General features: G+C 58.9%; 16 protein-coding genes and 1 tRNA gene. 13 read left to right on the forward strand and 4 right to left on the reverse strand.

Features of this window, described 5'->3' with window-relative positions:
* The first annotated feature begins 198 nt into the window (after window positions 1-198).
* A complete protein-coding gene (locus tag AC5S27_RS22505; RefSeq protein WP_493936797.1) occupies window positions 199-3,345 on the forward strand; it encodes a carboxypeptidase-like regulatory domain-containing protein in 3,147 nt (1,048 codons plus the stop codon).
* 82 nt (window positions 3,346-3,427) lie between these two features.
* Here AC5S27_RS22505 and AC5S27_RS22510 read toward each other — a convergent pair whose 3' ends face one another.
* Complete coding sequence (locus tag AC5S27_RS22510) at window positions 3,428-3,907, reverse strand: YybH family protein (protein ID WP_493936798.1); 480 nt, start codon at window positions 3,905-3,907, stop codon at window positions 3,428-3,430.
* Between the two features lie 13 nt (window positions 3,908-3,920).
* Here AC5S27_RS22510 and AC5S27_RS22515 point away from each other — a divergent pair, with 13 nt between their 5' ends.
* Complete coding sequence (locus AC5S27_RS22515) at window positions 3,921-6,116, forward strand: molybdopterin-containing oxidoreductase family protein (protein ID WP_493936799.1); 2,196 nt, start codon at window positions 3,921-3,923, stop codon at window positions 6,114-6,116.
* Window positions 6,117-6,186: 70 nt separating this feature from the next.
* Here AC5S27_RS22515 and AC5S27_RS22520 read toward each other — a convergent pair whose 3' ends face one another.
* Window positions 6,187-6,771, reverse strand: a complete 585-nt coding sequence (locus AC5S27_RS22520) for a Uma2 family endonuclease (protein WP_493936800.1) — start codon at window positions 6,769-6,771, stop codon at window positions 6,187-6,189.
* A gap of 119 nt (window positions 6,772-6,890) precedes the next feature.
* On the opposite strand from AC5S27_RS22520, the gene AC5S27_RS22525 reads away from it, so the two are divergent.
* Window positions 6,891-8,822 carry an alpha-L-arabinofuranosidase family protein gene (locus AC5S27_RS22525; protein WP_493936801.1) on the forward strand — a complete coding sequence of 644 codons (1,932 nt, stop codon included), beginning with the start codon at window positions 6,891-6,893 and terminating at the stop codon, window positions 8,820-8,822.
* A gap of 217 nt (window positions 8,823-9,039) precedes the next feature.
* On the opposite strand, the gene dnaA is transcribed toward AC5S27_RS22525, so the two are convergent.
* The gene (gene dnaA / locus AC5S27_RS22530; protein ID WP_493936802.1) at window positions 9,040-10,491 is read right to left on the reverse strand and encodes a chromosomal replication initiator protein DnaA; all 1,452 of its coding nucleotides are present in this window, start codon (window positions 10,489-10,491) and stop codon (window positions 9,040-9,042) included.
* Window positions 10,492-11,056: 565 nt separating this feature from the next.
* On the opposite strand from dnaA, the gene rpmH reads away from it, so the two are divergent.
* The 4 genes from rpmH (at window position 11,057) to yidC (ending at window position 14,069) form a co-directional block, all read left to right on the forward strand.
* Window positions 11,057-11,212 carry a 50S ribosomal protein L34 gene (gene rpmH, locus AC5S27_RS22535; protein WP_263351005.1) on the forward strand — a complete coding sequence of 52 codons (156 nt, stop codon included), beginning with the start codon at window positions 11,057-11,059 and terminating at the stop codon, window positions 11,210-11,212.
* A gap of 134 nt (window positions 11,213-11,346) precedes the next feature.
* On the forward strand, window positions 11,347-11,865 hold the full coding sequence (gene rnpA / locus AC5S27_RS22540) for a ribonuclease P protein component (RefSeq protein ID WP_493936803.1): 519 nt from the start codon (window positions 11,347-11,349) through the stop codon (window positions 11,863-11,865).
* Window positions 11,862-12,176, forward strand: a complete 315-nt coding sequence (gene yidD, locus AC5S27_RS22545; RefSeq protein ID WP_493936804.1) for a membrane protein insertion efficiency factor YidD — start codon at window positions 11,862-11,864, stop codon at window positions 12,174-12,176. Before rnpA ends, yidD begins: the two co-directional genes overlap by 4 nt.
* A gap of 78 nt (window positions 12,177-12,254) precedes the next feature.
* Entirely contained in the window at window positions 12,255-14,069 is a 1,815-nt protein-coding gene (gene yidC / locus AC5S27_RS22550) for a membrane protein insertase YidC (RefSeq protein ID WP_493936805.1), read from the forward strand.
* Window positions 14,070-14,210: 141 nt separating this feature from the next.
* On the opposite strand, the gene AC5S27_RS22555 is transcribed toward yidC, so the two are convergent.
* On the reverse strand, window positions 14,211-15,296 hold the full coding sequence (locus AC5S27_RS22555; RefSeq protein WP_493936806.1) for a LacI family DNA-binding transcriptional regulator: 1,086 nt from the start codon (window positions 15,294-15,296) through the stop codon (window positions 14,211-14,213).
* A gap of 71 nt (window positions 15,297-15,367) precedes the next feature.
* Here AC5S27_RS22555 and fdhD point away from each other — a divergent pair, with 71 nt between their 5' ends.
* The 6 genes from fdhD (at window position 15,368) to AC5S27_RS22585 (ending at window position 25,110) form a co-directional block, all read left to right on the forward strand.
* Window positions 15,368-16,240: a formate dehydrogenase accessory sulfurtransferase FdhD gene (gene fdhD, locus AC5S27_RS22560; protein ID WP_493936807.1), complete on the forward strand. Its 873-nt coding sequence runs from the start codon at window positions 15,368-15,370 to the stop codon at window positions 16,238-16,240.
* Between the two features lie 135 nt (window positions 16,241-16,375).
* Window positions 16,376-19,369 carry a formate dehydrogenase subunit alpha gene (gene fdhF, locus AC5S27_RS22565; protein WP_493936808.1) on the forward strand — a complete coding sequence of 998 codons (2,994 nt, stop codon included), beginning with the start codon at window positions 16,376-16,378 and terminating at the stop codon, window positions 19,367-19,369.
* Between the two features lie 3 nt (window positions 19,370-19,372).
* Window positions 19,373-19,855, forward strand: coding sequence for a helical membrane plugin domain-containing protein (locus tag AC5S27_RS22570; RefSeq protein ID WP_493936809.1), 483 nt, complete (start codon window positions 19,373-19,375; stop codon window positions 19,853-19,855).
* Window positions 19,856-19,908: 53 nt separating this feature from the next.
* Window positions 19,909-19,998: transfer RNA gene (locus AC5S27_RS22575), tRNA-Ser, on the forward strand.
* A 431-nt stretch (window positions 19,999-20,429) separates the two neighbouring features.
* Window positions 20,430-23,741, forward strand: a complete 3,312-nt coding sequence (locus AC5S27_RS22580; protein WP_493936810.1) for a TonB-dependent receptor — start codon at window positions 20,430-20,432, stop codon at window positions 23,739-23,741.
* 100 nt (window positions 23,742-23,841) lie between these two features.
* Window positions 23,842-25,110: an MFS transporter gene (locus AC5S27_RS22585; RefSeq protein ID WP_493936811.1), complete on the forward strand. Its 1,269-nt coding sequence runs from the start codon at window positions 23,842-23,844 to the stop codon at window positions 25,108-25,110.
* Window positions 25,111-25,173: the final 63 nt, after the last annotated feature.

A 25,173-nucleotide genomic window follows, 5' to 3' on the forward strand; every position in this document is an offset into this window, starting at 1 on the left:
ACAATTCTCTAACTTAGATGTTCCGTGTAGCGCTCCATCGCTGGTTGGACATTTGATTCCAACCATGGGCGGTGGTGCGTGGTTACTTATGTCCGGCATAATCCGGCCTGATCCAAAGACTCCCCTATTTTGCACTTGAATTGGCCTAAGCCAATCACGATCCGATCCCGACTCGACTTTGATCTGAGGAATTACTTCATGCCAGTACAGCACGACAACTCTCTCTGCGGGCGCCAGTGCGGCGCTTCGCGTGTTTCTCCACTTTCCCTTCCGCGCCAGGGTGTACGTCTGGTCCTGATCCTGATGATGAGTCTCGGGATTGCTTTTCCTGCGCTGGCGCAGCAGTTTGCGACGCTGAACCTTACCGTGCATGATCCCTCGGGAAGTAACGTGCCGCAGGCGAAGGTGACGGTGCGCAATGTGGATACGGGCGCGGTGCGCGAAGATGTTTCGGATAAGACTGGGATCGCAGTGATTCCGGGGCTGGCGGCGGGGCGGTATACGTTGACCGTGGATGCCGGAGCGTTCAGCACGTACAAGGCTCCGTTGACATTGACGCTGGGGCAGGTGGCGGAGGTGGACATCGCGCTCCAGATTGCCGCGGCCACGACGCAGGTGGAGGTTCACGACACGGTCGCGGGGATCGATAAGGAACGGTCGGAGCGGAGCCAGGTGATCGATCCGAAGCAGATTGCCGATCTGCCGATTGCGGAACGGGACTTCATCGGCTTTGCGCTCCTGACGCCGACGGCGGCGATTGGCCGCAGCACGACGACCGCGGCGCAGTCTGCCTTCCAGGAGACGGTGCTGATGATCAGCTTCGGCGGATTGCGCGAGACGCACAGTGTTTTCTACGGGCTGGACGGGATCGACTACACGACGACGGTTTCCGGCGTGCAGCGTGTGAGTCCGGCGCTGGATTGGGTACAGGAGTTTCGCGTGGTGAACGGGCCGGATGCCGCAGGCGGCGGTTTGAACCTGGGCGGCGCGGTGAACACGATCACCAAGTCCGGCACAAACGATCTGCATGGCTCGGCTTATGACTACATTCGCAACAACGCGATCGACGCGAATAACCTGCTGTCGGCGCCGGGCTTTGACACGCTGCGCTTTAACCAGTTTGGCGCTACGCTGGGCGGGCCGATCCGGAGGGATAAGGCCTTTTACTTTGCGGGGTATGAAGGGCAACGGAGGGCGCAGTCGCCGCTTTACTCTCGCTTTGTGTTGAAGTGCATCGATACGGAGGGATGCCTGGGACCGGGCACGCCCAGCATCAACGAAGTGAAGACGAAGCTTGGTCTGTCGCCGGAAAATCTCGGATCAATCCTGATCATCAACGACTACAACAACGCCTTTGGCAAGTTCAACGATGTGCTGAGCAACCGCAACACATTGTCGGCCGGATATCAGTACACCAATGTGCATAACGGAAATACTCCAGCCGCTTCGCCGGGACAGGGATTGCCTTCGAGCTATCGGAACAATCTGGTTCACGATCAGACGGTGTACGCGAACCTCTTCCATGTTGTGAACAGCCAGCTGGCTCTGGAGAGCTCGGCGGCTTTCAGCCGGCGCATCTTTTACATGAGCCCAGTAGGGGCGGGGTTTGAACCGGCGCTGAACGTGGCGGATACGCTCTATAGCGGCGGGTTTCTAGGTGGCGTGAGCTACTACAGCGAGCACCATTTCCAGGCGCGCGAAGCGGCAACGTACACGCATGGAACGAACTCGCTGCAGGTTGGCGTGGAGTTTGAGCCGATCTGGTTCTCGGCGCAGACGCCTTACTTTACGCCGGGCGTAGGTATCTTCAGTCCGCAGAGCTTCTTTGGCGCGGGGCCGTTTGCGGCGTTTGGAGCGGGGACGGCGGTGGAGTTCCTGTTCCAGCAGACCAGAGCTGACTTCGGGAACCAGGTGCCGCAGCGGAATGTGCCGTTTGAGGGCGGTTTCTATGACGGGCCGGATGGACCGGCGCGAGAGGCTGCGGATCACGTGGCTTTCTGGCACAAGCTGGGGGCGGTCTACGTGCAGGACCAGTGGCGGGCGCGGCCGAACCTGGCGCTTTCGTTTGGCGCACGGTATGACCTGGACTTTCTGCCATCGGCATCTGACCTGAAGATTCTGGGGAAGATGAATCCGACGAACTTTGGCAATATTCAGCCGCGTGTTGGCGTTGCCTATGCGTTCCGCGGCGGCAAGGGCGTGGTGCGGTCGACCTTCGGGCTGTATACCGGGTCGTTTGAGTACAGCAGCCTGGTCAACGGGTGGCATGGCGCCGCTCCGTTTACGACGATGAACCAGCCGCTCTTGTCGGACTTTGCCAATCCCTCGGATGACCTGGTCGGGTTTGGTCCGGCGGGCATGGTGGGAACGGCTGGGCCGGTGCTGGCGGGCGCGGCGTTCTCGAACTTCACGCATAACGGGATCTACCCTGCGCCGGGGATTCTGAAGCAGTTTCCACTTGGGTTCACGAAGCGCAAGTTCCCTTCCGCGTATTCCGAAGCGGCCAACTTCGAGATTGAAAACGAGCTCGGCAGGGGCTGGTATCTGACGGCGGGGTATCACTGGCTCCACGCCATGCACCTGATAAGCTCGAACACCATCAACGGGCTTCCCAATGGAAATCTGAGTGATGGCCGTCAGAAGTTTGCGCCGGCTGATCCGAAGTTTGGGTTTGTACTGTTTGCCACACCCTCGGGATGGTCGCTGTATAACGCGGGGACGGTAAGCCTGCGCAAGAACTTTGGCCAGCACTACAGCGTGATGGCGAACTACACCTATGGCAAGTCCATCGACGTGGCGACGGAGAACCAGTTGCAGGACGAGCCGCAGAACTATCTGCATCCGGAGTATGACCGGGCAGTGAGCGACAACGATGTGCGGCATCGCTTCATCCTGACGTTGATGGGAGAGTCGCCAAAGACCTGGGTTGCGCCGCTGCGAAATCTGTCATTCTCGATGTTGAACACGCTGCAGAGCCCGCAGTATTACAGCATTCTGGCTGGCTCGGACGTGAACGGGGATGGGTTCCCGTTCAATGACCGCGTCGGTAGCGTCGGGCGCAGCTCGTATCGCGGGGCTTCGTACTACGACACCGATGCGCGGCTGCAGAGGCTGTTTCATGTAGGTGAGCGGCTACAGGTGAATGTGAGTGCCGAGGCGCTGAATCTGCTGAACCGGGTGAACGTGCAGGATGTGGACCAGGTGTATGGCGCGGCGGAGTTTGCCGGGGCTACGCCGAAGGCATTCGGCGACGGGGTGACCAGCCCGGCGAATCCGACGTTTGGCACGCCAACGTTTGCCGGCGCTGCGCGGCAGTTTCAGTTTTCGGCGAAGCTGAAGTTCTAATCAGCGGCTGGTTCGGACGAGTAAGACAACACTAAGCCGGAGACCTACTGAACGGGGTCTCCGGCTTTTTTATGTGCGGGAATCAGCTGGTGTGGTCGAGGATGATTTTCCAGCCAGTTGGCGTTTTGTGCCAGATGAGGCTGAAGATGCCGTCGTCTTTGGCGGCTTCGCCGTGGGTGGTGCGGTCGAGGTGGAAGTGGCCGGTGACGATGGCGTATTCGGTCGGGCCGGTGCTGGTGGGCAGCAGGCGGATGTCGAGGTCGTGGAAGGTTAGCGTGCCCATCTGCTCGTGGGTGGAGTAGCTCTTCTTGTAGCGCTCGAGGATGGGGCCATACCCCTTTGCGATGTTCTTGCCGATGAAGGTGGTTTCGGGTGAGTTTTCGTAGGATTCCATGAATGCGGGGATGTCGCTGCGGTTCCAGGCCGCGACCTGCGCTTCGAGGACGGTGCGGATGGCGGCCTCTTCCGCGTGAGCTGACTGAGCCTGGGAATGACTCGTTGCGAGGATCAGCACGAGTGCCACAGCAAGGTTGAAGATAAGTTTGGTTGGGTAAGCACGCATGGAAATCCCTCCGATGCCAGCCTACAATGAGTGCATGCCTTCAACTGCGGAAAATGGGCCGTTCAAAATTGTTCATGCGGTTTGCTCACATGACTGCCCGGATTCGTGTGCCGTTCTGGTGACGGTGAATGCGGAGGGGCGGGCGGTGAAGGTGCAGGGCGATCCTTCGCACCCGGTGACGCAGGGGTTTCTGTGCGGCAAGGTGGCGAAGTACCTGGACCGCGTCTATTCGCCGCAGCGGCTGCTCTATCCGCTGCGCCGGAAGGCGGGTGTGGCGAAGGGACCGCTGGAGAAGGGCCGGGAGATGGAGGCCTTTGAGCGGGTTTCGTGGGATGAGGCGCTCGACGGGATCGCTGCAAAGCTGAAGGAGACTGCGGAGACGTATGGGCCGGAGTCGGTGCTGCCTTACAGCTATGCGGGGACGATCGGGCTGCTGGGGTTTGGGTCGATGGACCGGCGGTTCTTTCACCGGCTGGGCGCTTCGAGACTCGACCGGACGATCTGCGCGGAGGCTGGCGGGGAGGCCTGGAAGCTGGTCTACGGGAAAAAGCTGGGAACGCCGAACGAGGAGTTTCCCAAGGCGAAGGTGATTATCGCCTGGGGCGCGAATATCCATGGCAACAACGTGCATCTGTGGCCGTTTGTGGAGCAGGCGCGGCGCAACGGCGCGCGGCTGATCGTGATTGACCCGTACCGGACGAGGACGGCGGCGCTGGCAGACTGGCATATTGCCATTCGGCCGGGGACGGATGTGGCGCTGGCGCTGGGGATGATGCATGTGATCCTGCGCGATGGGCTTGAGGATCGCGAGTATGTCGAGCGGATGACGCATGGGTTTGGTGAGCTGGCCGAGCGGGTTCGCGAGTATACCCCGGAGCGGGTGGCGGAGTGGACCGGGCTGACTGCTGCGGAGGTTGAGTCTCTGGCGCGGGAGTATGCCACGGCGCAGCCTGCTGTGATCCGCATGAATTATGGTGTGCAGCGGTCGCAGAATGGCGGGACTGCGGTGCGGGCGATTGCGATGCTGCCGGTGCTCATTGGATCGTGGCGGCATCGGGGCGGTGGGGCGCAGATGTCGACTTCGGGGGCGTTTAAATTCAACTCGCTGGCGATTGAGCGGCCCGATCTGATGAAGGCTTCACCGCTGGGGCGGGCGGCGCGGGTGGTGAATATGTCGCGGCTGGGGCATGCTTTGACCGAGCTTGGCGATGCCGAGGGTGAAGGTCCTCGAGTGCATGCCTTATTTGTTTACAACTCGAATCCGGCGGCGATTGCGCCGAACCAGAACGCTGTCCGGCGGGGGATGGAGCGGGTGGATCTCTTTACGGTCGTGCATGAGCAGTTTCTAACTGACACGACGGACTATGCGGACTTTGTGTTGCCTGCGACTACGTTCCTGGAGCATACGGATATCCAGGGGGCTTACGGGCACTACTATCTGCAGCAGTCGACGCAGGCGATTGAGCCGCTCGGGGAGGCGCGGTCCAATGTCTGGTTGTTTGCGCAGTTGGCGAAGCGGATGGGATTTACAGAGGAGTGCTTCGACGATACGGCTGAGGACATGATCCGGCAGGCGCTTGATCCGGGAGCGGATGGTTATTCTCGGAATCCGGGGATGGAGCATGTTTCAGCGGAGTCGCTGGCGGAGCTCGGCCATGTCGCGCTGGGGTTCTATCGGGATGACGCCCGGGACACGTTCCTTCCGTATAGCGAGGGAGAGGTCCCTACGCCTTCGGGGAGGATCGAGTTTTATTCCGAGGTGCTGAAGGCTGCGGGTGTTGATCCGCTGCCGGCCTACCATGCGCCGGTGGAGTCGCGGACGGGACCGGATGCGGGGCGGTTTCCGCTGGAGTTCTTGCCGCGCAAGGCGGATAACTACATGAACTCCACGTTTGCCAATCTAGACGGGCATCGCAACATGGAGGCGAAGACGAATCACCGGTTGGAGATGCATGCGGTGGATGCGGCAGCGCGGGAGATTGCGGATGGGGACGCGGTGCGGGTTTGGAACGATCGCGGGAGTCTGCGGCTGACAGCGCTGGTTTCGGACCGAATTCCGGTGGGCGTGGTGGCGGGGCGGCTGGATTGGAACAAGTTGAGCGCGGATGGGCAGAATGTCAATGTGCTGACCAGCGAGCGGCTTACGGATGTTGGGCGCGCGGCTACGTTTTATTCCACGCTGGTGGAAGTGGCGAAGGTTAGTGATTAGTGATTAGTGGTTCGCAAGGCAAAAGCAGCTTCCTTTCGGGAATGACAACAAGAAATCAAAAGTGAGACATTCAGAACTGGTCGAGCCTTTCGAATAGCTCCGGGACGTTGACGAGGATCGGCGTTTCCGGAATGGTGAGTTCGCCGGAGGGAACGATCTCCAGGCCGGTACGAGTGGCGCGGTAGGCGACGCGGCGGATGGGGTCGATGATCCAGATGTGCTCGATGCCAAAGGCTAGATATTCGTAGGACTTCTTCTCGGCATTCCGCAGGGTGTCTTTCGGGGACATGAGTTCGATGGCGATGAGCGGCGGGCGGGTCAGGATGGGTTCACGCTTGCTGCCCATGCGCAGAACGGTTACGTCGGGGATGAGGAAGCGCCTGGGGCGGAGTTGAACGCGCTGCTCGGTCAGAGCGAAGACTCCCCACTCTGCGATCTTGTTTGTAAAAAGCGTAGCGATGATGGCTTGCAGGAAGGAGTGGTCGAACTCGCCCAAGTTGCGCTCCTCGATGATCCCCTCGTTGTACTCGCAGTCGGGGTGATAGGTCGTCGAGAGGTACTCTTCGACGGAGACCAGAGGCTCGGTGATGGGCTGGGTGGCCATGCTGGGATTATCCTGCGATTCTGCCTCGGTTGCAATGGAAGCTCGCGCCATTTTCCTTGTGTGTTTCCCGGATGGGGCGATGGATTTTCGCGGCAAATGTCTTGCCAAGGATGAGTTTGGAGGGGTAGACTCGGGTTTCGAGAAAACCTTTACTCAGCGAGGCTTTTGAAATGCATCCTACCCGTTTCGTGACAAGATTCAGCCCGGCTTTGGGTCTGTTGCTGGCTGTTCCCGCAGTGGTTCCTGCGTTTTCGCAGGGGGCTGCAAAGGCTCCTGCGGTGATCAGCGTGCAGGTGGATAAGCCGCTGCACTCGGTGAGCCCGACCCTCTATGGGTTGATGACCGAGGAGATCAACTTCTCCTATGACGGGGGCCTCTATCCGGAGATGGTGAAGAACCGGGTGATGCGCGACCGCGACTGGAATCAGCAGGACTGGCTGGTGGTACAAAACTCGGCAGCGGGCGCCAAGATGGAGAAGGACACGACGACCGGGCCTTCGGAGGCGCTGACGGACAGCATCAAGCTGACCGTGACTTCGGCCTCGACAGCTGAGCCTGCTGGATTACGGAATCAAGGCTACTGGGGCTACCCGCTGCGGCCGGATATGACCTACAAGTTTTCTCTTTATGCGAAAGCGGATGGGTCCGGGCCGTTGCACGTGGACCTCGTGAGCAACAAGACGGGTAAGAGCGTGGCGCATGCGGAGATTGCCGGGATTGGCTCTGACTGGAAGCAGTACAAGACGATGCTGAAGACGGGCGCGATTGCGGCTTCCGAGGCGTACCACCTGGAGCTGACACTGACCAAGCCGGGGACGGTTTGGATGGATCTGGTTTCGGTGTTTCCGCCGACTTATAAAAATCGCGAAAACGGGAACCGCATTGATCTGATGGAGAAGCTTGGCGGGCTGCATCCGGCGTTCCTGCGCTTCCCTGGCGGAAACTATCTTGAGGGCGACCATATCGGCGAGCGCTATGAGTGGAAGAAGACGATTGGCAAGCAGGTGGACCGGCCGACGCATCCCAGCCCTTGGAACTATCACTCTTCGGATGGGCTTGGATTGCTTGAGTTTTTTGAGTGGTGCGAGGACCTGCATATGCAGAATGTGCTGGCGGTGTATGCCGGCTACTCGATGAAGCAGGAGCATGTGGAGCCGGGCAAGGACCTGGAACCTTATGTGCAGGATGCTCTGGATGAGATCGAATACGTCACTGGCGATGTGAGCACGAAGTGGGGCGCGCAGCGGGCCAAGGATGGGCATCCGGCGCCGTTCAAGCTGCTGTATGTCGAGGTGGGCAACGAGGACTGGTTCGATAAGTCGAACAGCTATGACGGGCGGTTCAAGCAGTTCCACGATGCGATCAAGGCGAAGTATCCGGACCTGGGGCTGATTGCTACTGCGCCGGTGAAGAGCGTAAAGCCGGATGTGCTGGACGACCACTTCTATCTGAGCGCGGAGAAGTACTTCGACGACGTGAAGCACTATGACAGCTTCGACCGCAACGGGCCGAAGATCTTCATGGGCGAGTACGCGACGATGGAGGGCTCGCCGACGGCCGACTTTGGCGCGGCGCTGGGCGATGCGGCATGGCTGACGGGTGTGGAGCGGAATTCGGATATTGTCGTGATGTCGAGCTATGCGCCGTTGCTGGTCAATGTTCATAACGGCGGGATGCAGTGGCATCCGGATCTGATCGGGTACGATGGGCTCACCAGCTATGGTTCGCCGAGCTACTATGTGCTTTCGCTGTTTGCAGAGAAGCTGGGGGATACGGTGCCTACGTCATCCATGACCGGGGCTGGGTCGCGGGTGGCTTACTCGGTAACGACCGATGCCAAGACTGGGAAGGTCTACCTCAAGATCGTCAATGGGGTGCCTACGCCGCAGCCGCTTGAGATCGAGTTGAGTGGCGTGGGTTCCATTGTCGGGCCGGCGAAGTTGACGCAGTTGCATGCGTTGTCGCCGGTCGATACGAATACGATCACCGATCCGAAGCATATTGTGCCGGTGACGAGCACCGTACCTGTGGCCGGGACGAAGCTGAAACACACCATGCCGGGGTATTCGTTTGAGGTGTTTGAGTTGGCTACTAAGAAGTAGTTTCTCTGCATGTCCAAAGCCGCATCCGGTTTCGCCGGGTGCGGCTTTTTTGTTTGATTGCAACAGCAGATTCCCAAAGGGAATGACAGCCAGAAGGACAACGACAACCGCAAAGACCGTATACAGGTCAGATAGCTTTGCTCAAGTCAATGGCCGCTTCCGATAACTTGGGAGGCGGCCATTGAATTTTCTTGAGATAACTTGGACTGCTGCGGAGTTAGCCGTTGAGGATTTCCTGCAGCTTGTTGATGGTGCGGTTGAGGTCTTTGTCGGCGCGGCGGAGTTCGTCGATCTTGGAGATGGAGTGCATCACTGTGGTGTGGTGCTTACCGCCGAACTGACGGCCGATTTCCGGCAGGCTGGCTTCCGTGAGGTTCTTGGCGAGATACATGGCGATCTGGCGAGGAACGACGACTGCACGCGAGTTGTTCTTCTGCTTGAGCTCGCTGACGCGCATGGCGAAGTTTTCTGAGACGGCCTTCTGGATGGCGTCGATGGTGATCTTGCGCACCTGGGTATCGATGAACTGCTTGAGGCACTGCTGCGTGGACTGCAGTGTGATCTCCATATTGTTCATCTGGCACCAGGCGATGAGTCGAACGAGCGCGCCTTCGAGCTCGCGGACGTTGGTGCGCACGTTCGAGGCGATGAACATCGCTACGTCGGTGGGCAGACTGGCCTGCTCGCTCTCTGCCTTCTTCTGCAGGATGGCGACCTTGGTTTCGAGGTCCGGCGGCTGGATGTCGGCGATCAGGCCCCACTCGAAGCGCGAGCGCAGGCGGTCTTCGATCTCGGCGAGCTCTTTAGGGGGCCGGTCGGAGGCGATGACGATCTGCTTCATGCTCTCGTGGAGGGCGTTGAAGGTGTGGAAGAACTCTTCCTGGGTGCGCTCTTTCTGCGCGATGAATTGAATGTCGTCGATGAGGAGAACGTCAACAGTGCGGAAGCGATCGCGGAAGCTGGTCATGCGGTCGTTACGCAGAGAGTTGATCATCTCGTTGGTGAATTTTTCCGCGGAAACGTAGCAGATGTTGGCAATGGGCTGGCGGCGTTTCACCTCATGGCCGATGGCGTGCATGAGGTGGGTCTTGCCCATCCCGACACCGCCGTAGAGGAAGAGCGGATTGTAGGCCTTCGACGGGCGCTCAGCGACGGCTAGCGAGGCGGCGCGGGCGAACTGATTGCCGTTGCCGATGACAAAATTTTCGAACGTATAGCGCTGGTTGAGCTGCGCTGCCGAGGACCAGTCGAAGCGGGCCTGCTGCTCTTGCGGGTAGGCGCCGCGGCGGTTGGGCTGGTTGTAGTTATTGTGCTGCTGGGACATGCCCTGTGGCGGAGCGGTGGGCGCGTGCGTGGGCAGGGGACCAAAGCCGCCATCGGGGCGGACTGGGGGCAGTGAGGGGTCTTCTTCGGCAGTGACGAAGACGGCGTCGTCGAGGTCGAGCTTGAGGAGGTCAATGGCTTCCTGCACCAGGTCGCTGTACTTGTCACCGATGTGCTGGAACTGCTCCGTGGGGATGCGCACGTAGAGCGTGCGACCAGCGATGTGACTGAATCGTGTGGGCTTGAGCCAGGTCTCGAAAGACTGTCTGTTGATCTTCTTTTCGAGAGCCGCCAGAATCTGCATCCAGGGGTTGATAGCCGTAGCTGGCGTTGTTGCAAATGACATCGATAGGTTCCTTACCTGCACTCGCGAAGGCTGTTGCCGGTTGCTACGAAGTGAAAAAAACAATGCTTCGCCTTCGACACACAGCGGGTCACTGTGCGCCATGTCGGATCGCATAACTGCCGAGAGGCTGCCGGGCTGGGTCGCCCGAAAATTGCATCGACTTCGTAGAGAAAAACCGTTACAGCGGGGTGCTTAAAATCTTTGATGAACGGGTCCGATACTAGCACAAATTGACGATCTTGCAACGCGGTATTCACATGGCTTTTTGAATTGCACCAGCCATGGTGAAACCGCTAACAACAAGCATAAAAATCGCGATGCAACTTAGCCAAAATGGGATACTCCGAGGGCCGTTCGTTGACGATTGCGCGGGCATAATTTCTACCCGAATTCGGATTCTACACTGATGGGGCGGGCAGGAGAAGGGGCGGACTGAGAGGTATGAGGAGGGAGGTGCGAAAGCTGGCGATTCCGGGGCAGGGGCTGGATTCTGAGGCGCATCTGGGGTATACTCAAGGCTTGCCGTCAGGCATCCATTTTCAGACATAGAACCAGGAGCATTTCCATGCCCAAGCGCACATTTCAACCTAACCGCCGCAAGCGCGTCAAGACCCACGGCTTTCGCGCCCGCATGAAGACCAAGAGCGGCGCTGCCGTTCTGAGCCGCCGTCGTGCGCAGGGCCGCAAGCGCGTTGCTGTCAGCGCCGGTTTCCGCGACTAGTTGCTTTGTCACCGGCAGGCTTCGGCCTGCCCTTGCTCTCCGGCATAGAATTACGCAGGGATAGCAGATTCAGTCCGGTTGTATAGCAACTTGCGGCACCCGCCACATTGCTTCTGTCGGCAAATGGTGCCAAGATGACCTCGACCTCACAATCTACTCCTTCTCCACTGGGTGCGGCGTATTCTGCTGCGCCCGTTGGCGCGTCTGCGGATGTTCCGCCGACCTGGCTGGAGTCGCGGCTGCGCAAGCATGCCGATTATCAGCGGGTGTACAAGGCAACGCGGAAGCAGTTCTCGGCTTCGATGAGCTGGTTTCTGGCTGATCAGGCTGTGGCGCCAGGTGAGGCTGCCAAGAACGCTGGAAAGCCTGCTGCGCCGCGGGTGGGGCTGACTGCGGGCAAGGTGCTGGGCAAGGCGCATGAACGCAACCTCATCAAGCGGCGGATGCGCGAGGCGGTTCGGCACCATCTGCATGAGCTGCCGCATGGGGTCGATCTGATCCTGCATCCGAAGCGGATGGTGATGACGATGGATTTTGTGAAACTGGATGCTGAGGTTTTGCGTATCTTTCGTCAGGCTGCCGGGCAGGTTCGGCAGGCGAAGCTGCCGGGGGCGAAAAGCACCAATTTTGCCGCCCAGCACAAAACATCATGAAGCGCTTGCTGCTCAGGTTTCTCGAGTTCTACCGGTACTGGCTTTCGCCGGCGCTCCATTCCCTTTTCCCATCTGGCTGCCGATTTCAACCGACTTGTTCGCAGTATGCGAGCGAGGCGATCGCTATGCATGGCGCTGGGCGCGGAAGCTGGCTGGCACTCAGGCGGCTGGCGCGCTGCCATCCCTTTGGCGGGAGCGGGTTTGATCCGGTGCCGCTGCGGGGCGCGTGCTCACAATGCACCGATATAAGTGCAGCGAGCGCACATGGCAACCTGCATGACTCTGCGCGTCTGCGTGACCCGTTACCATAGATAGGCGGCGCATCTTTTTTTGCGTGCCCTCTTTGTAGCTCTTTCACATTCAACGTAACAACGACAGGATTGACCCAATTGGCAGAACTTCGTAATCCGAACTCTTCAGGGCAGGGTGGCTCAGGTGGTGGTGGCGATATGCGCACCATGCTGGCATTTACCGTACTCGCCCTGGTCGCGCTGCTTGCGTATCAGTACTTCAAACCGCCCACACCGATTCCTGCGCCGCAGCAGCAGGCGCAGACGGCTGCTCCGCAGACGGCGCAGGGCGGCACTGCTCCCAAGGCCGCAGGGCCAACTGCCGCTGGTGCTCCTGCCGCGCCCGTGGATGCCACGGCGATCGTTGGGACAAGCGAGACGACGACAGTTGTCGAGAACGAGCAGTACCGCATTACGTTCTCCAATCGCGGCGCGCTGGTAAAGCATTGGGAGCTGAAAAAGTACAAGGACTCCAAGGGCGGCAATCTCGATCTGGTGAACCAGCGGGCGGCGGCTGACTTCGGGTATCCGATGTCGGTGCTGACGGTGAATCCGCAGAACGGGCAGTATGAGTCGGCGCTCAATGGGGAGTTGAACACGGTGCTGTACCGGCCTTCGCAGACTGGTCCGGTTGCGGCTCCAGCGGGGATTTCGTTCGAGTATCGCAAGGGCGATCTGCACGTGACGAAGACGTTCCTCTTTAACGAGAGCTACGTGATCGATGCGCAGGTGGCGGTAACGCGCAATGGTTCGCCGGTGCGTTCGCTGGTGGCGTGGCCAAGCGGGTTGGGGGATCAGGAAGAGGTTGCGCAGTTTGGACAAAGCAAGTTTGCCTGGTCGATCGATGGCAGCCATGATTCGAATGCCGCGAGCAAGGTGAGCGGCGGCGCGACCCTGGAACAGCCTTACCAGTACGCTGCGGCAATCGATCTCTACTTCGGCGCGGCATTTCTGCCTTCGGTGCCTGCACGCGCAACCGTAGTGACACTGCATAACCAGATCGACGCGGTGAAGGATATCCAGGCTCCGGCCGGGGAGAAGATCAAGTCTTCGGTGCTTGGACTGGCGATGGGCGATACGAGCGGCGTGACCAATACGCGCGTGTTTGCCGGGCCGCTGCAGTTTGATGTGCTGGCTTCAACGCATGCGACCGGGCCAAGCGGCAAGACGGATGGCGAGAATCTGAAGCCGCTGATCCAGTTTGGGTATCTGAAGGTCATTGCCGAGCCTCTGTTCCTGCTGCTGCGCTTTGTGTATGGCTTTGTACACAATTGGGGCTGGGCGATTGTGCTCGTCACGCTGTTCTTCAACCTGCTGATGCTGCCGACGCGGTTGATGATGATGCGGTCTTCGCTGAAGATGCAGCGCATTCAGCCGCGGTTGGACGCGCTAAAGAAGAAGTATGCAGGGCTGAAGGCTACTGATCCGAAGCGCGCGGAGATGGGCCAGGAGCAGATGCGCATCTACAAGGAGGAAGGCATCAACATGTACGGCGGATGCCTGCCGATCCTGGTGCAGATGCCGCTGTTCTTCGCTTACTACCGTGTGCTTGCGAACGTGATCGAGCTGCGGCAGGCGCAGTGGGGATGGCTGCACAATCTCGGCGTGGCCGATCCGCTGCACATTCTGCCGATCATCATCATTGCCAGCATGTTCCTGGTGCAGTTCCTGACGCCCTCGCCTGGAATGGATCCGGCGCAGCGTCGGATGATGGCGTTCATGATGCCGGCGATCTTCGGATTCTCGATGTGGAATTTTGCTTCGGGACTTGCGCTTTACTGGGCAACGGGTAATCTGTTGAACCTTGGTATTCAGCTTACGATCAACCAGTCGAGCATGGGCCGTGAGTTGAAGATGCTCGCTGCAAAGCGGGCGGCTAAGAACGCGAATAAGACGATTCAGGGACGACGCTGACGTTGGCTTTGTTTCGCAAACAGGGGGCGGCCTTCGGGCTGCCCTTTTTTGTTGCCTGAGGCGGAAATGCAAAAGCAGATTCCCTTCGGGAATGACAACCAAGAAGCAAAGACTACCAGATTTGCTGCTCTCTGTAGGCTGTTAGCTGTTCGCTCTTGGAGGCAGCGTAGACTCTCGGATTACTAGTTCGGGGAGGACTGGGACTGTCTCGGGGGCGATCTCGGAATTGGCGCCCTGTGCGCGAATGCGGCGCAGGAGAATTTTGGCGGCGGTGGCTCCCATGCTACGCAGTGGCTGGCGGATAGTGGTGAGGCTGGGATTCTGGAAGGCCGCGGCCTGAATGTCGTCAAAGCCCACGATGGAGACATCTTCCGGCACGTGCAGGCGGCGTTCGCGCAGGGCGCGGATGGCTCCGATGGCGCCGATGTCGTTGTAGCAGACAAGCGCGGTGAAGCGGTCGCCGGACGACTGGATGCGGCTCAGGAGTTCGGCGGTTGGCTGGTAGCCGATCTCCGGGGTGGATTCGCGGAGCTCGATCTGGGTGAACCACTCCGGACGGACGGTCAGGTTCAGCTCGCGGGCGGCGGACATGAGGCATTCCCAGCGCTCATCGGCGTCTGAGCTGTGGCTGCCGCCGCGCATGAAGGCTATGTTGCGGTGGCCGAGCTGGTGCAGGTGGCGGAGGATGAGTTCGGCGGCGCGGGCCTGGTCGAGGACGACGTTCGTAATACCGGGAATCTTGCGATGGCCGGCTACTGCGACGACGGGAACGGGAAGCGCGTGCTCGAAGACGGTGTCGATGGCGATGAAGCCTTCGACGGAGCGGTCGAGGAGCAAGCGTGGGTATTCCTCGAGGAGGTCGGGCTGGCGGCGGTGGCTGGCGGTGAAGTAGAAGTAGCCTTCTTCGACGAGGACGTCTTCGACGCCTTCGAGGACCTGGGCGGCGTAGCCGTCACTGAGGGCGGGCACGAGTACGCCGACGGAGAAGGTCTGGCCTTTGCGCAGGGAGCGGGCGAAGAAGCTGGGGCGATAGTCGAACTTCTTGGCGGCCTCGCGAACGCGCTCACGGGTTTCCTGCGGGATGGAGCGAACGCCGGGGGCATTGTTGAGGACGAGCGAGATGGTGGCCGGGGATAGGTTGAGGTATTCGCCGAGGGTGCGCAGGCTGATGGTCTGGCCGGGTTCAGGGCCTGTTGTTTGCGCACCCGAATTTTTGCGCTTTGCCATGCACACTTTGTAGCATCTTCGGGGCGGTTCCGGCTGGATTGTATGAGGCTCAGCGTTAGATTGAGCATCTGATGAGACAGGTGAGCGGTATGGATTTTGCTGTAGAAAAGATGCAGCCGGTACAGGTGAAGCTGACGGATGTGACGGAGTGGAATGAGGGGCAGTTGCTGCAGCATGACGACATGCTGGCGGCAGAAGAGCCACTGGAGATTCGCATTGGCGATGTGCCGCTAACGGTAACGATGCGGACTCCGGGGCATGACCGGGAGCTGGCGGCTGGGTTTCTATTGACCGAGGGACTGATCGAAGATGCGGCGCAGATTGTGGAGCTGCGGAGCTACGTGACAACGGCGGGCGGCAAGGAGAACGGGGTCGAGGCGCAGCTGAACGATTGTGAGTTTGATGCGACGCAGATGCAGCGAAACTTCTTTGCTGCGTCGAGCTGCGGGATCTGCGGGAAGGCTTCGATTGAGGCTGTGCGGCTGCGGGGATTGCGAGCGGCGGCCGGCGGATTTCGATTCGATCCAGAGATGCTCTGCTCGCTGCCGGAGAAGCTGCGCGAGGCGCAGACCGTGTTCAGCCATACAGGCGGGCTGCATGCGGCGGCGCTCTTTGATGCGGCGGGAAACCTGCTGGTGCTGCGCGAAGACATTGGTCGGCATAATGCCGTCGACAAGGTGATTGGCTGGGCGCTGCTGCAGGGGCTTGTGCCACTGGCTGAGTACGGGTTACTGGTAAGCGGGCGCGGCGGGTTTGAGATTGTGCAGAAGGCGCTGGCTGCGGGGTTGCCGCTGGTGGCATCGGTGTCTGCGCCGTCGAGCCTGGCGGTGCAGCTGGCGCGGGAGTTGGGGATGACGCTGGTGGGGTTCCTGCGGGGGCGGCGGTTTGTCATGTATGCGGGTGCGGGGCGGTGCCTGGCTGCTGGCGCGACAACGACAGGATGAAATTTTGTTCGAAACCGGACTGCAATCTTCCTACTCAAAGAACTAGGCTCAAGGAACCAGGCCGGTTGAGTTGTGGCGAGACTTGACACGTGCCCCGTGTACGCCCAATATTCCGCCTTGAAGGATCCTACACCTATGCCTACCTCTTCTACGATCCTGATCAATGGAACGGCTCAGAGCATCACTCCGGGCGAGCTGCTCGTCCAGGCGATTAACCGCGCAGGCGTGAAGCTGCCGCAGGTTTGCTATCACCCCCAACTTGGGCCGATCCAGACGTGCGATACGTGCATGGTGGAAGTAGACGGGAAGCTGGTCCGAGCCTGCGGGACGACAGCTGCTGCAGGGATGACGGTGGTGACCGAATCAGCCCGGGCGGATGCTGCGCAACGCGAAGCTTTTGACCGCATCCTGGGAAATCACCTGCTGTATTGCACTGTGTGCGACAACAATAACGGCAACTGCACGGTGCACAACACGACGGCGATGCTGAAGGTAGAGCATCAGTCAATTCCCTACCAGCACAAACCGTATGACGTGGATATGTCGAACCCGTTCTACCGCTACGATCCGGATCAGTGCATTCTCTGTGGGCGGTGCGTGGAGGCTTGCCAGAACTTCCAGGTAAACGAGACGCTCACAATTGGCTGGGAGCTGGATCATCCGCGGGTACTGTGGGATGGCGGCGCGCCAATTGGCGAGTCGAGTTGTGTTTCGTGCGGGCATTGCGTGACGGTGTGCCCATGCAATGCGCTGATGGAAAAGCCCATGCTGGAGCATGCCGGATATTTCACCGCCCTGCCGCCGAAGGCTCTCGAAAACATGATCGATGTGGTCAAGGGGATTGAGCCTGAGGTTGGATATGGCGCGATTTTACAGCTCTCGGAGATTGAGGCTGCGATGCGCGAAGATCGCACGAAGAAGACCAAGACAGTGTGTACCTACTGCGGCGTCGGCTGCAGCTTCGATCTATGGACGCAGGAGTCCGCAACCGAGCGGCACATTCTCAAAGTGGAGCCGGCGCATGGGCCTGCGAATGGCATTTCGACCTGTATCAAAGGCAAATTCGGGTGGGAATACGTGAACAGCCCTGAGCGCCTCACAAAACCTTTGATTCGCGAGCGCAGAGCGGATGGCGATATTTTTCGTGAAGCAAGCTGGGAGGAAGCGCTCTCCTTGGTAGCGCGGCGGTTTGCGGAGATCAAGCAGGAGTCGGGGCCGGATGCGCTGGCGTTTATCTCTTCTTCGAAATGCACGAACGAGGAGAGCTTCCTGATGCAGAAACTGGCGCGGGCGGTCATTGGCACCAACAACATGGACAACTGCTCGCGCTATTGCCAGGCTCCGGCGACAACCGGGCTCTGGCGCACGGTTGGGTATGGCGGCGATTCCGGATCGATCGAGGATATCGAAAAGGCGTCACTGGTGCTGATCATTGGCAGCAATACAGCGGAGAGCCATCCGGTGCTGGCGACGCGGGTGAAGCAGTCCCACAAACTGCGAGGGCAGAAGCTGATTGTGGCTGATCTCCGCGAACATGAGATGGCGCGGCGCGCGGATGTATTCCTGCATCCTGAGCCTGGGACGGATCTGATCTGGCTCTCCGCGATAACCCGCTACATCCTGGACAACGGTCTGGCGAAGAAGGCGTTCTTGAAACAGTGGGTGAATGGGATCGATGAGTATTGGAAGAGTCTTGAACCCTTCACGCTGGAGTTTGCGAGTGAACGCTCTGGATTATCGATCGAGCAATTAAAGCAAGTGGCTGAAATGATCGCCGCAGAGGAAAGCGTTTGCGTACTTTGGGCGATGGGCGTCACGCAGCATACGATGGGCTCCGACACTTCTACGGCGATCTCGAACCTGCTGCTGGTTACGGGAAACTACATGAGACCGGGCACCGGCGCATACCCGCTCCGTGGACACAACAACGTGCAGGGCGCGAGTGATCACGGTGCTATGCCTAACTACTACTCCGGCTACCAGAAGGTGGAGGATGCCGAGGTTCGAGCGAAATTTGAAAAAGCGTGGGGCGTGACACTGCCACCTAAGCCTGGCCTCGATAACCACCAGATGATCGATGCCATCCACGACGGAAAGCTGAAATCGATGTATGTCTTCGGGGAGGAGCTTGTGCTGGTGGACTCGAACGAAAACTATGTCAGCGAGGCTCTGGGCAAGCTGGACTTCTTTGTTGCACAGGATATCTTCTTTTCGGAGACGTGCCGCCACGCTGACGTTGTGTTGCCGGCAAGCCCCAGCCTTGAGAAGGAAGGAACATTCACCAATACCGAGCGGCGGGTTCAGCGGCTCTATCAGGTATTCGAACCTCTAGGAGAGAGCAGGCCGGACTGGAGAATCATTCAGGAAATCGCTGTTCGTCTGGGAGCCGCGTGGAATTACCAGCACCCGTCCGAAATCATGGAGGAAGTCGCAAGCCTGACACCAATTATGGCCGGGGTAACCTACGAGCGGCTGGAGGGTTACAAGTCTCTCCATTGGCCGGTAGCTGAGGACGGGACCGACCAGCCATTGCTCTACACGAAGCAGTTCAAGTTTCCGGATGGTAAGGCCAACCTGTTTCCCCTGCAATGGACCGAGCCCAGCGACCAGGTTGACGATGAGTTCGACCTACATCTGAATAACGGCCGCGTGCTGGAACACTTCCACGAGGGCAACATGACGTATCGCACAGAGGGCATTCGCGAGAAGGTTCCCTGCACCTTTCTGGAGATGTCTCCTGCGCTGGCGGGTTCCCGGGGAATCGAGACCGGCGACGTGGTGGAACTTACGTCCCGCTATGGGAAGCTGACGGTGCAGGCCTTGATCACAGATCGTGTGCACGGCAACGAGTTATACATGCCGATCAACTCGATTGAAAGTCGCGTCAACCTGCTTACCGGCACGCATACAGATAAAGAAACTCATACCCCGGCGTATAAGGAAACCTCGGTCAAGATGAGGGTCCTCGAGACGGGCGGACAAAGTCCTCTTCCGAAAGACAATCCCCGTTTCGGTCATCCCACGCCGCAGAAAGGCGTTGAGGTGGAGCGGAAGTGGGCTCGGAAGGATTACCGGATGCCGGGAAGCGGGCCTGAGCTGGTACAGATTCAGACAGAGCGGAAAGGATAGACCATGGCACAGCCGATATCACTGACGATTGCGCCCCGCGATCCGAAGCGGGAGTTGCTGGAGCGGCTGGAGCAGGCTCCGGCGGAGCACGCAGCTGCCATTCTGGATAGCTATGAGCTGCTGCAGGAGCTGCATGAGCATGGCGTGTTCACCCTAATACGCGGCGTGCTGGGCGCTACGGACAAGCTTGTGGAAGCAACGACAGCGGGCGCGAATACGAAGGAGTCTGTCCGGGCGATACGCAATGCAATCATTCTGGCAAAGATGCTGGGATCGATCGATCCAGAGATTCTGCAGGGAGTTTCGACGGCGGTTGGAGAGACGCTGGGCAATGCCAAGGATGTGCCTGCGAAGCCACCGGGAACGCTTTCGCTGCTGACCGGATTTACCGGAGCCGATCAACGGCGGGGGCTAGGACTTGTGAGCGCCTTGTTGAGAAGGCTCGGAGCTGGATTGGGGCAAGGCAACAGCGCTCCGGACCGATGATTCCACTCTGACAAGATGCTCGAATAACAAGGGCTGGTATATCATCGAAGTACGGAAGCGTGGCCGAGTGGTTGATGGCTCCAGTCTTGAAAACTGGCGTACCTGAAAGGGTATCGGGGGTTCGAATCCCTCCGCTTCCGCCATTCCTTGCCGAACTCCCGGCCCTGAGAACCCTTCGCACACTCCATCCCATCCATCCGGATCGAGCTCACGAGCCGTGTCACCAGACTTTCCGGTGAGCTTGTGGTGGTCCTTCCCCACAGCGTAATGCGCTCGCCATGAGGATAAGTCTCTACGAGATAGTCCTCCATCTAAGGTTGGAGTTAACTCTCCATCGGCAAGTGCAAGACACTGGATCGACCCACCTACTACCCTTCAGCGTGCAACCCGTTTGTGATTTTTCCCCTCATGTGGGGAGACCCATGTCGCTCATGGGATCCGTCAGAATTCACTCTTCGCGGGGTCTTCGACGATACGGCACCATCTGTGTCGAAGGATCAATGCGATTTACGTCGCGCGAACCAAAGGTATCACTCAACTCTTATTGCCAAGCTTTCGGGGAGATTCGAAACAAATGAACGTTGCTCGCTATGTACTGCCTTTGCTGGCTATTGCCTGCTCCAGCTTGTCTGCTCAACAGATCACGGGAAACATTCGCGGTACAGTCACAGACCCAACCGGGGCGGTCATTTCAGGCGCCACCGCTACGGCACAACAAGTGGAGACTGGCCTAACGCGCACGGTCACGACAGATCGGAACGGAAGCTACGTTCTTCTGGAGCTCCCCGTCGGACACTACCGGCTCCAGATCGCGGCGAAGGGTTTCGGGGAATACGTGCGGGATGGCATCACCCTTGATGTAAACGAGACCGCTTCCGTCTCGCCCCATCTCGCAGTGGGATCAGAAAGCCAGCAGGTTCTGGTGAGTGCCGATGCCGAGATGATCGAGCCAACCGTCACCAGCATGGGCAAGGTGGTGGAGCAGCGTGAATTGGAAGATCTGCCGCTGAACGGACGCAACTTCGCACAGCTTGGGCTCTTGCAGCCTGGAGTTGTTCCCTTGACGCCGGGGATCGCTGAAGCTGGCGGATCGCTACGCAATGGACAAGCGTATGCGGTGAACGGCCAGCGGCCGGAATCGAACAACTTCCTGATCGACGGCGCGAACAACTTCAACGGTATCGACGGCGGATTTGTTCTTAAGCCGCCGGTGGACGCTATCAGCGAGTTCCGCATCATCACCCATAGCGCAAATGCCGAGTTCGGAGGCGCGCTGGGATCAACCACGAACATCATCACGCGTTCCGGCACGAACCACGTCCATGGGACGGTATGGGAGTTCCTGCGCAACGACGCTTTGGATGCCAATAATTATTTCGCGCAGGAGAAAGAGCCATTAAAGCAGAACCAGTTTGGCGCCGCGGTTGGTGGACCAATCCGAAAAGACAAGACCTTCATCTTCGGATTTTATGAGGGGTTCCGCAATCATCAGGGAGAATCAGCACTCACCACAGTGCCATCGCTGAAGCAGCGCACCGGCGACTTCTCCGAACTCTGCCCGGAAGGCTTCAGCGAGGGCTTCTGCAATAACCCGTCGCATCAGCTCTTCAATGTCTTCGCCAATGCTCCGTATCCAAACAACCAGGTACCACAGGGTCAGTTGAACCCGATCTCTCAAAACCTGCTGAGCTTCTTCCCGCTTCCGAATGCCGGTACAAATCTGTTCGCCACGACGCAAACGCTGAAGAATGATTCTGATGAGTTCGGGATCAAGGTTGACCAATACATCGGTTCGCATGACACGCTGAGCTTTCGCTATATGTTCAGCCAGCTCTCCCAGTTCGATCCGCTATCGCCTGGCGGCGCCAGCGTGCCGGGCTTCCCGGTCGGCGAAGACCAGCGCGCGCAGAATTTTGTCGCGGACGAGACGCACACCTTCTCACCCAACCTCATCGGCGTCGCGAGAATCTCGTTTCTGCGCAACAAGTTCCTTTTCGGCGAGCATGAGAATCATCAGTCGCCTTCGAGCCTCGGATTTCAATACCAGCCGAGTCTCGATATCGCCTCCGGACCGCCCTTCATCCAGGTGAACGGCTATACCACGGTGGGTGATCCCATCACGGGACCGCGCAACACCTACGAAAACGTCTTCGATTACTCCGCATCGCTGAGCTGGGTGCACGGCAAGCACGAGATCAAATTCGGTGGCGGATACCAGCATCAGAACATCAACGTGCTGCAAGGGATCGCAACCAACGGCTTCTTTGTCTTCGCGCCCTTCCCGGTAACCGATGCATTCGCCAGCTTCCTCACGGGGCAGCCGGTGGTCTTCCTGCAGGGTATCGGCGATTTCTCACGCGGCATCCGCGGCAACAACGCGAACTGGTACGTGCAGGATACGTACAAAGTCTCCCCGCGATTCACCATCAATGCAGGGCTTCGCTATGAACTACCTCAGCCGTACACCGAAATTCATAATCGTCAATCGCTGTTTGTGCCTGGAAAGAAGTCCACGGTTCTTCCCAATGCGCCCGTAGGACTGCTCTATCCTGGCGACGCAGGAGTACCCGGAGGCTTGATCCCGACCGAGAAGAAGGCGTTTGCGCCGCGCCTTGGCCTTGCATGGGACCCGGATGGTCACGCCAAGTCCCTGATCACTGCGTCGTACAGCATCTTTTACGAGCCTTATTACACGGGCCAGGGTGGACCATTGCAGTCGCCGATCAGTGCGCCGCCTTACCTGGGAACGCCGCAGGTCAGCTTGCCTGACTTCGCGAATCCATTCAACGGCAATCCTCCAGCGCCTGGAACGTTCTCCACACCTCTCACGAATCTGACTCTGGCTCCGTCGCTGGTGCTCCCTTACACGCAGGATTGGGACTTGAACTTCCAGCACTCCTTCGGATCTGATCTGCTGTTCGAGATAGGATACGTTGGCACCAAGGGCACGCATCTGCCGCGCTTCATCGAAGCGAACCCGGCAGTGTTCGTTCCTGGATACGTCGATGGCCAGCCGATTTCGAATTCCAGCAATGCTGATCAGCGGCGGCTCTATTCCGGCTGCACTCTCGCTGACTCGCCGAGCACCTGCAAGTTCTCATCGACGGGTGAGATCGCGAGCGTAGCCAACTCTTCCTACAACGCGCTGGAAGCCTCGCTGCGCAAGCGCTTCAACCACGGGCTGTCCTTCCTCGTGTCCTATACGTGGTCGAAGACCATCGACGATGTCTCATCCTTCAACATCACCGGATCAGCGGCGAAGCCGGTTGCAGGCGAAAACGATCTCGCCCAGAATCCGTTTAATATCGGAGCTGAGCGTGGACTGTCACTGTTCGACGCACGCAACCGATTTGTCGCAAGTTATGATTGGGCGCTGCCCTTCTGGATCCACGGGCAGAACTGGTATCAAAAGGCCCTCGGCGGATGGCAGTTGGATGGAATCGCCACGTTGATGAGCGGCACTCCATTCACCGTCTTTGATTCAAACGATGTGGCAGCGGAAGGCTCCACGCCGGAAATCACTGGATTTTCCTCGCAGCGGCCCAATCTCATCGGCAACCCCAATCATGGCCCTCGCACGGTGAGCGCGTGGGTGAACGTCGGCGCATATCAGCGGCTCGATCTCACCACCAATGCCGGGCAGTTTGGCAGCGAAGGCCGCAACGTAAACACTGGGCCGGCTTATGCTGACTGGGACTTCGCTGCGCTGAAGAACTTCAAGGTGACAGAATCAGTTCGTGTCCAATTCCGCGCAGAACTGTTTGACGTCCTGAATCGCACGAACTTCCGCTTGCCCGACAGCGACATCAGCTCCCCAACCTTCAACCACATCCTTGCAGCGGAGGCTCCGCGCCAGGTGCAGTTTGCGTTGAAGTTTATGTTCTAGCCGCGAGCTGAAACGAAAGTTCTTCGAACTCGCACCAATGCTGTAAACAACGCAATTCACCAGGATGGTCCTCACCCATGGTCCGTAGAATCGGTAAAGAATGACAACCAATTACCGCTCTGCGGACCAGGAAATTTCGATTCGATATCCCGGCTGGGGTGTACTCGGTGCAGCGTTCACAGGGGTCATGGTCAGCTTCTCTCCAATCGTTCCCTACACGTTCAGCCTGTTCCTTGATCCATTACATACCGCCTTTGGCTGGAAGCGGGAAGCGATGGGTGGCGCATTCGCGCTAGCCGCCATTACAGTCGCCCTTGTCTCGCCCCTGATTGGCGTCTTGCTCGATCGCTTTCCCCCGCGACGGATCATCCTCCCCGGCATTCTGGTTTTCGCCGTTGGACTCGCGATGCTCAGCAGGTTGACGCCGAATATTGTTCAGTTCTATGCCACGTTTTTTGTCATCGGTTTGGTGGCCAACATGACCGCGCAATTCGCGTACACACGCACGGTTCTTACCTGGTTCACGACGTACAGAGGAATCGCACTCGCATTACTGCTCACCGGAAGCGGCGTTGGCTCCATCCTGATTCCGCCGCTCACTTCGTGGATGATTCAACATCATGGATGGCGCAGCGCGTATCTGCTCTTAGGTGGGATTGCGACGATCGGTCTTCCACTCACCGCTATGCTGGTACGCAATCGCCCCGAGGCCGAAATCGTTCGCTCCCAACAGGGCGTCGATACAGGCGTAACAGTTGCTGCCGCGCTGCGAACCGCAGCCTTCTGGATACTGGCCTGCATCACCATCCTGTCAGCATTCAGCGAAAACGGCCTGGTGACCAACCTTGCTTCGATCCTGACGCAACACGGCGTGCTTGCTTCCACCGCAGCTCTTGCTCTGTCGATCCGCGGAGGAGCAGGCATCCTTGGCCGGCTCGGCATCGGCTTCGCAATCGATCGCGTCTCTCCGGAACGCATTCAGTCCCTTGTTCTCGCATTGACGGCTGTGGGCACGCTGATGCTTGCATTTTCAACCAGTGCGTGGGCATCTCTGTTGGGTGCAGCGATCCTCGGCGTGGGATTGGGTAGCGAGGCCGATGTAGGACCCTACCTGCTGGCCCGCTACTTCGGACGCAGACATTTTTCCGTGTTGTACGGTCTTACCTGGACGGCTTATGCCATTGGGGGCGCTACCGGACCGCTCTGGATTGGACATCTGTATGACCAGGCCGGCGCGTACCTGCCGCGCTTCATCGTCTATCTCGCGGCCGTAGCATTTGGAGCGGTGATTCTCAGCTTCTTCTTGCGATCTGCCGGGAGCATGCGGTCTGGGCAGGAAGTTGCTGCTGACGCGGGCATCCTGCCTTAGGCCAGCCACTCAGAGCCGTCTCGCCACGATCTTGGGTTGCGCTACCGGCATAGATCGTTCGAC

The sequence above is a fragment of the Acidicapsa borealis genome, assembly GCF_059115245.1.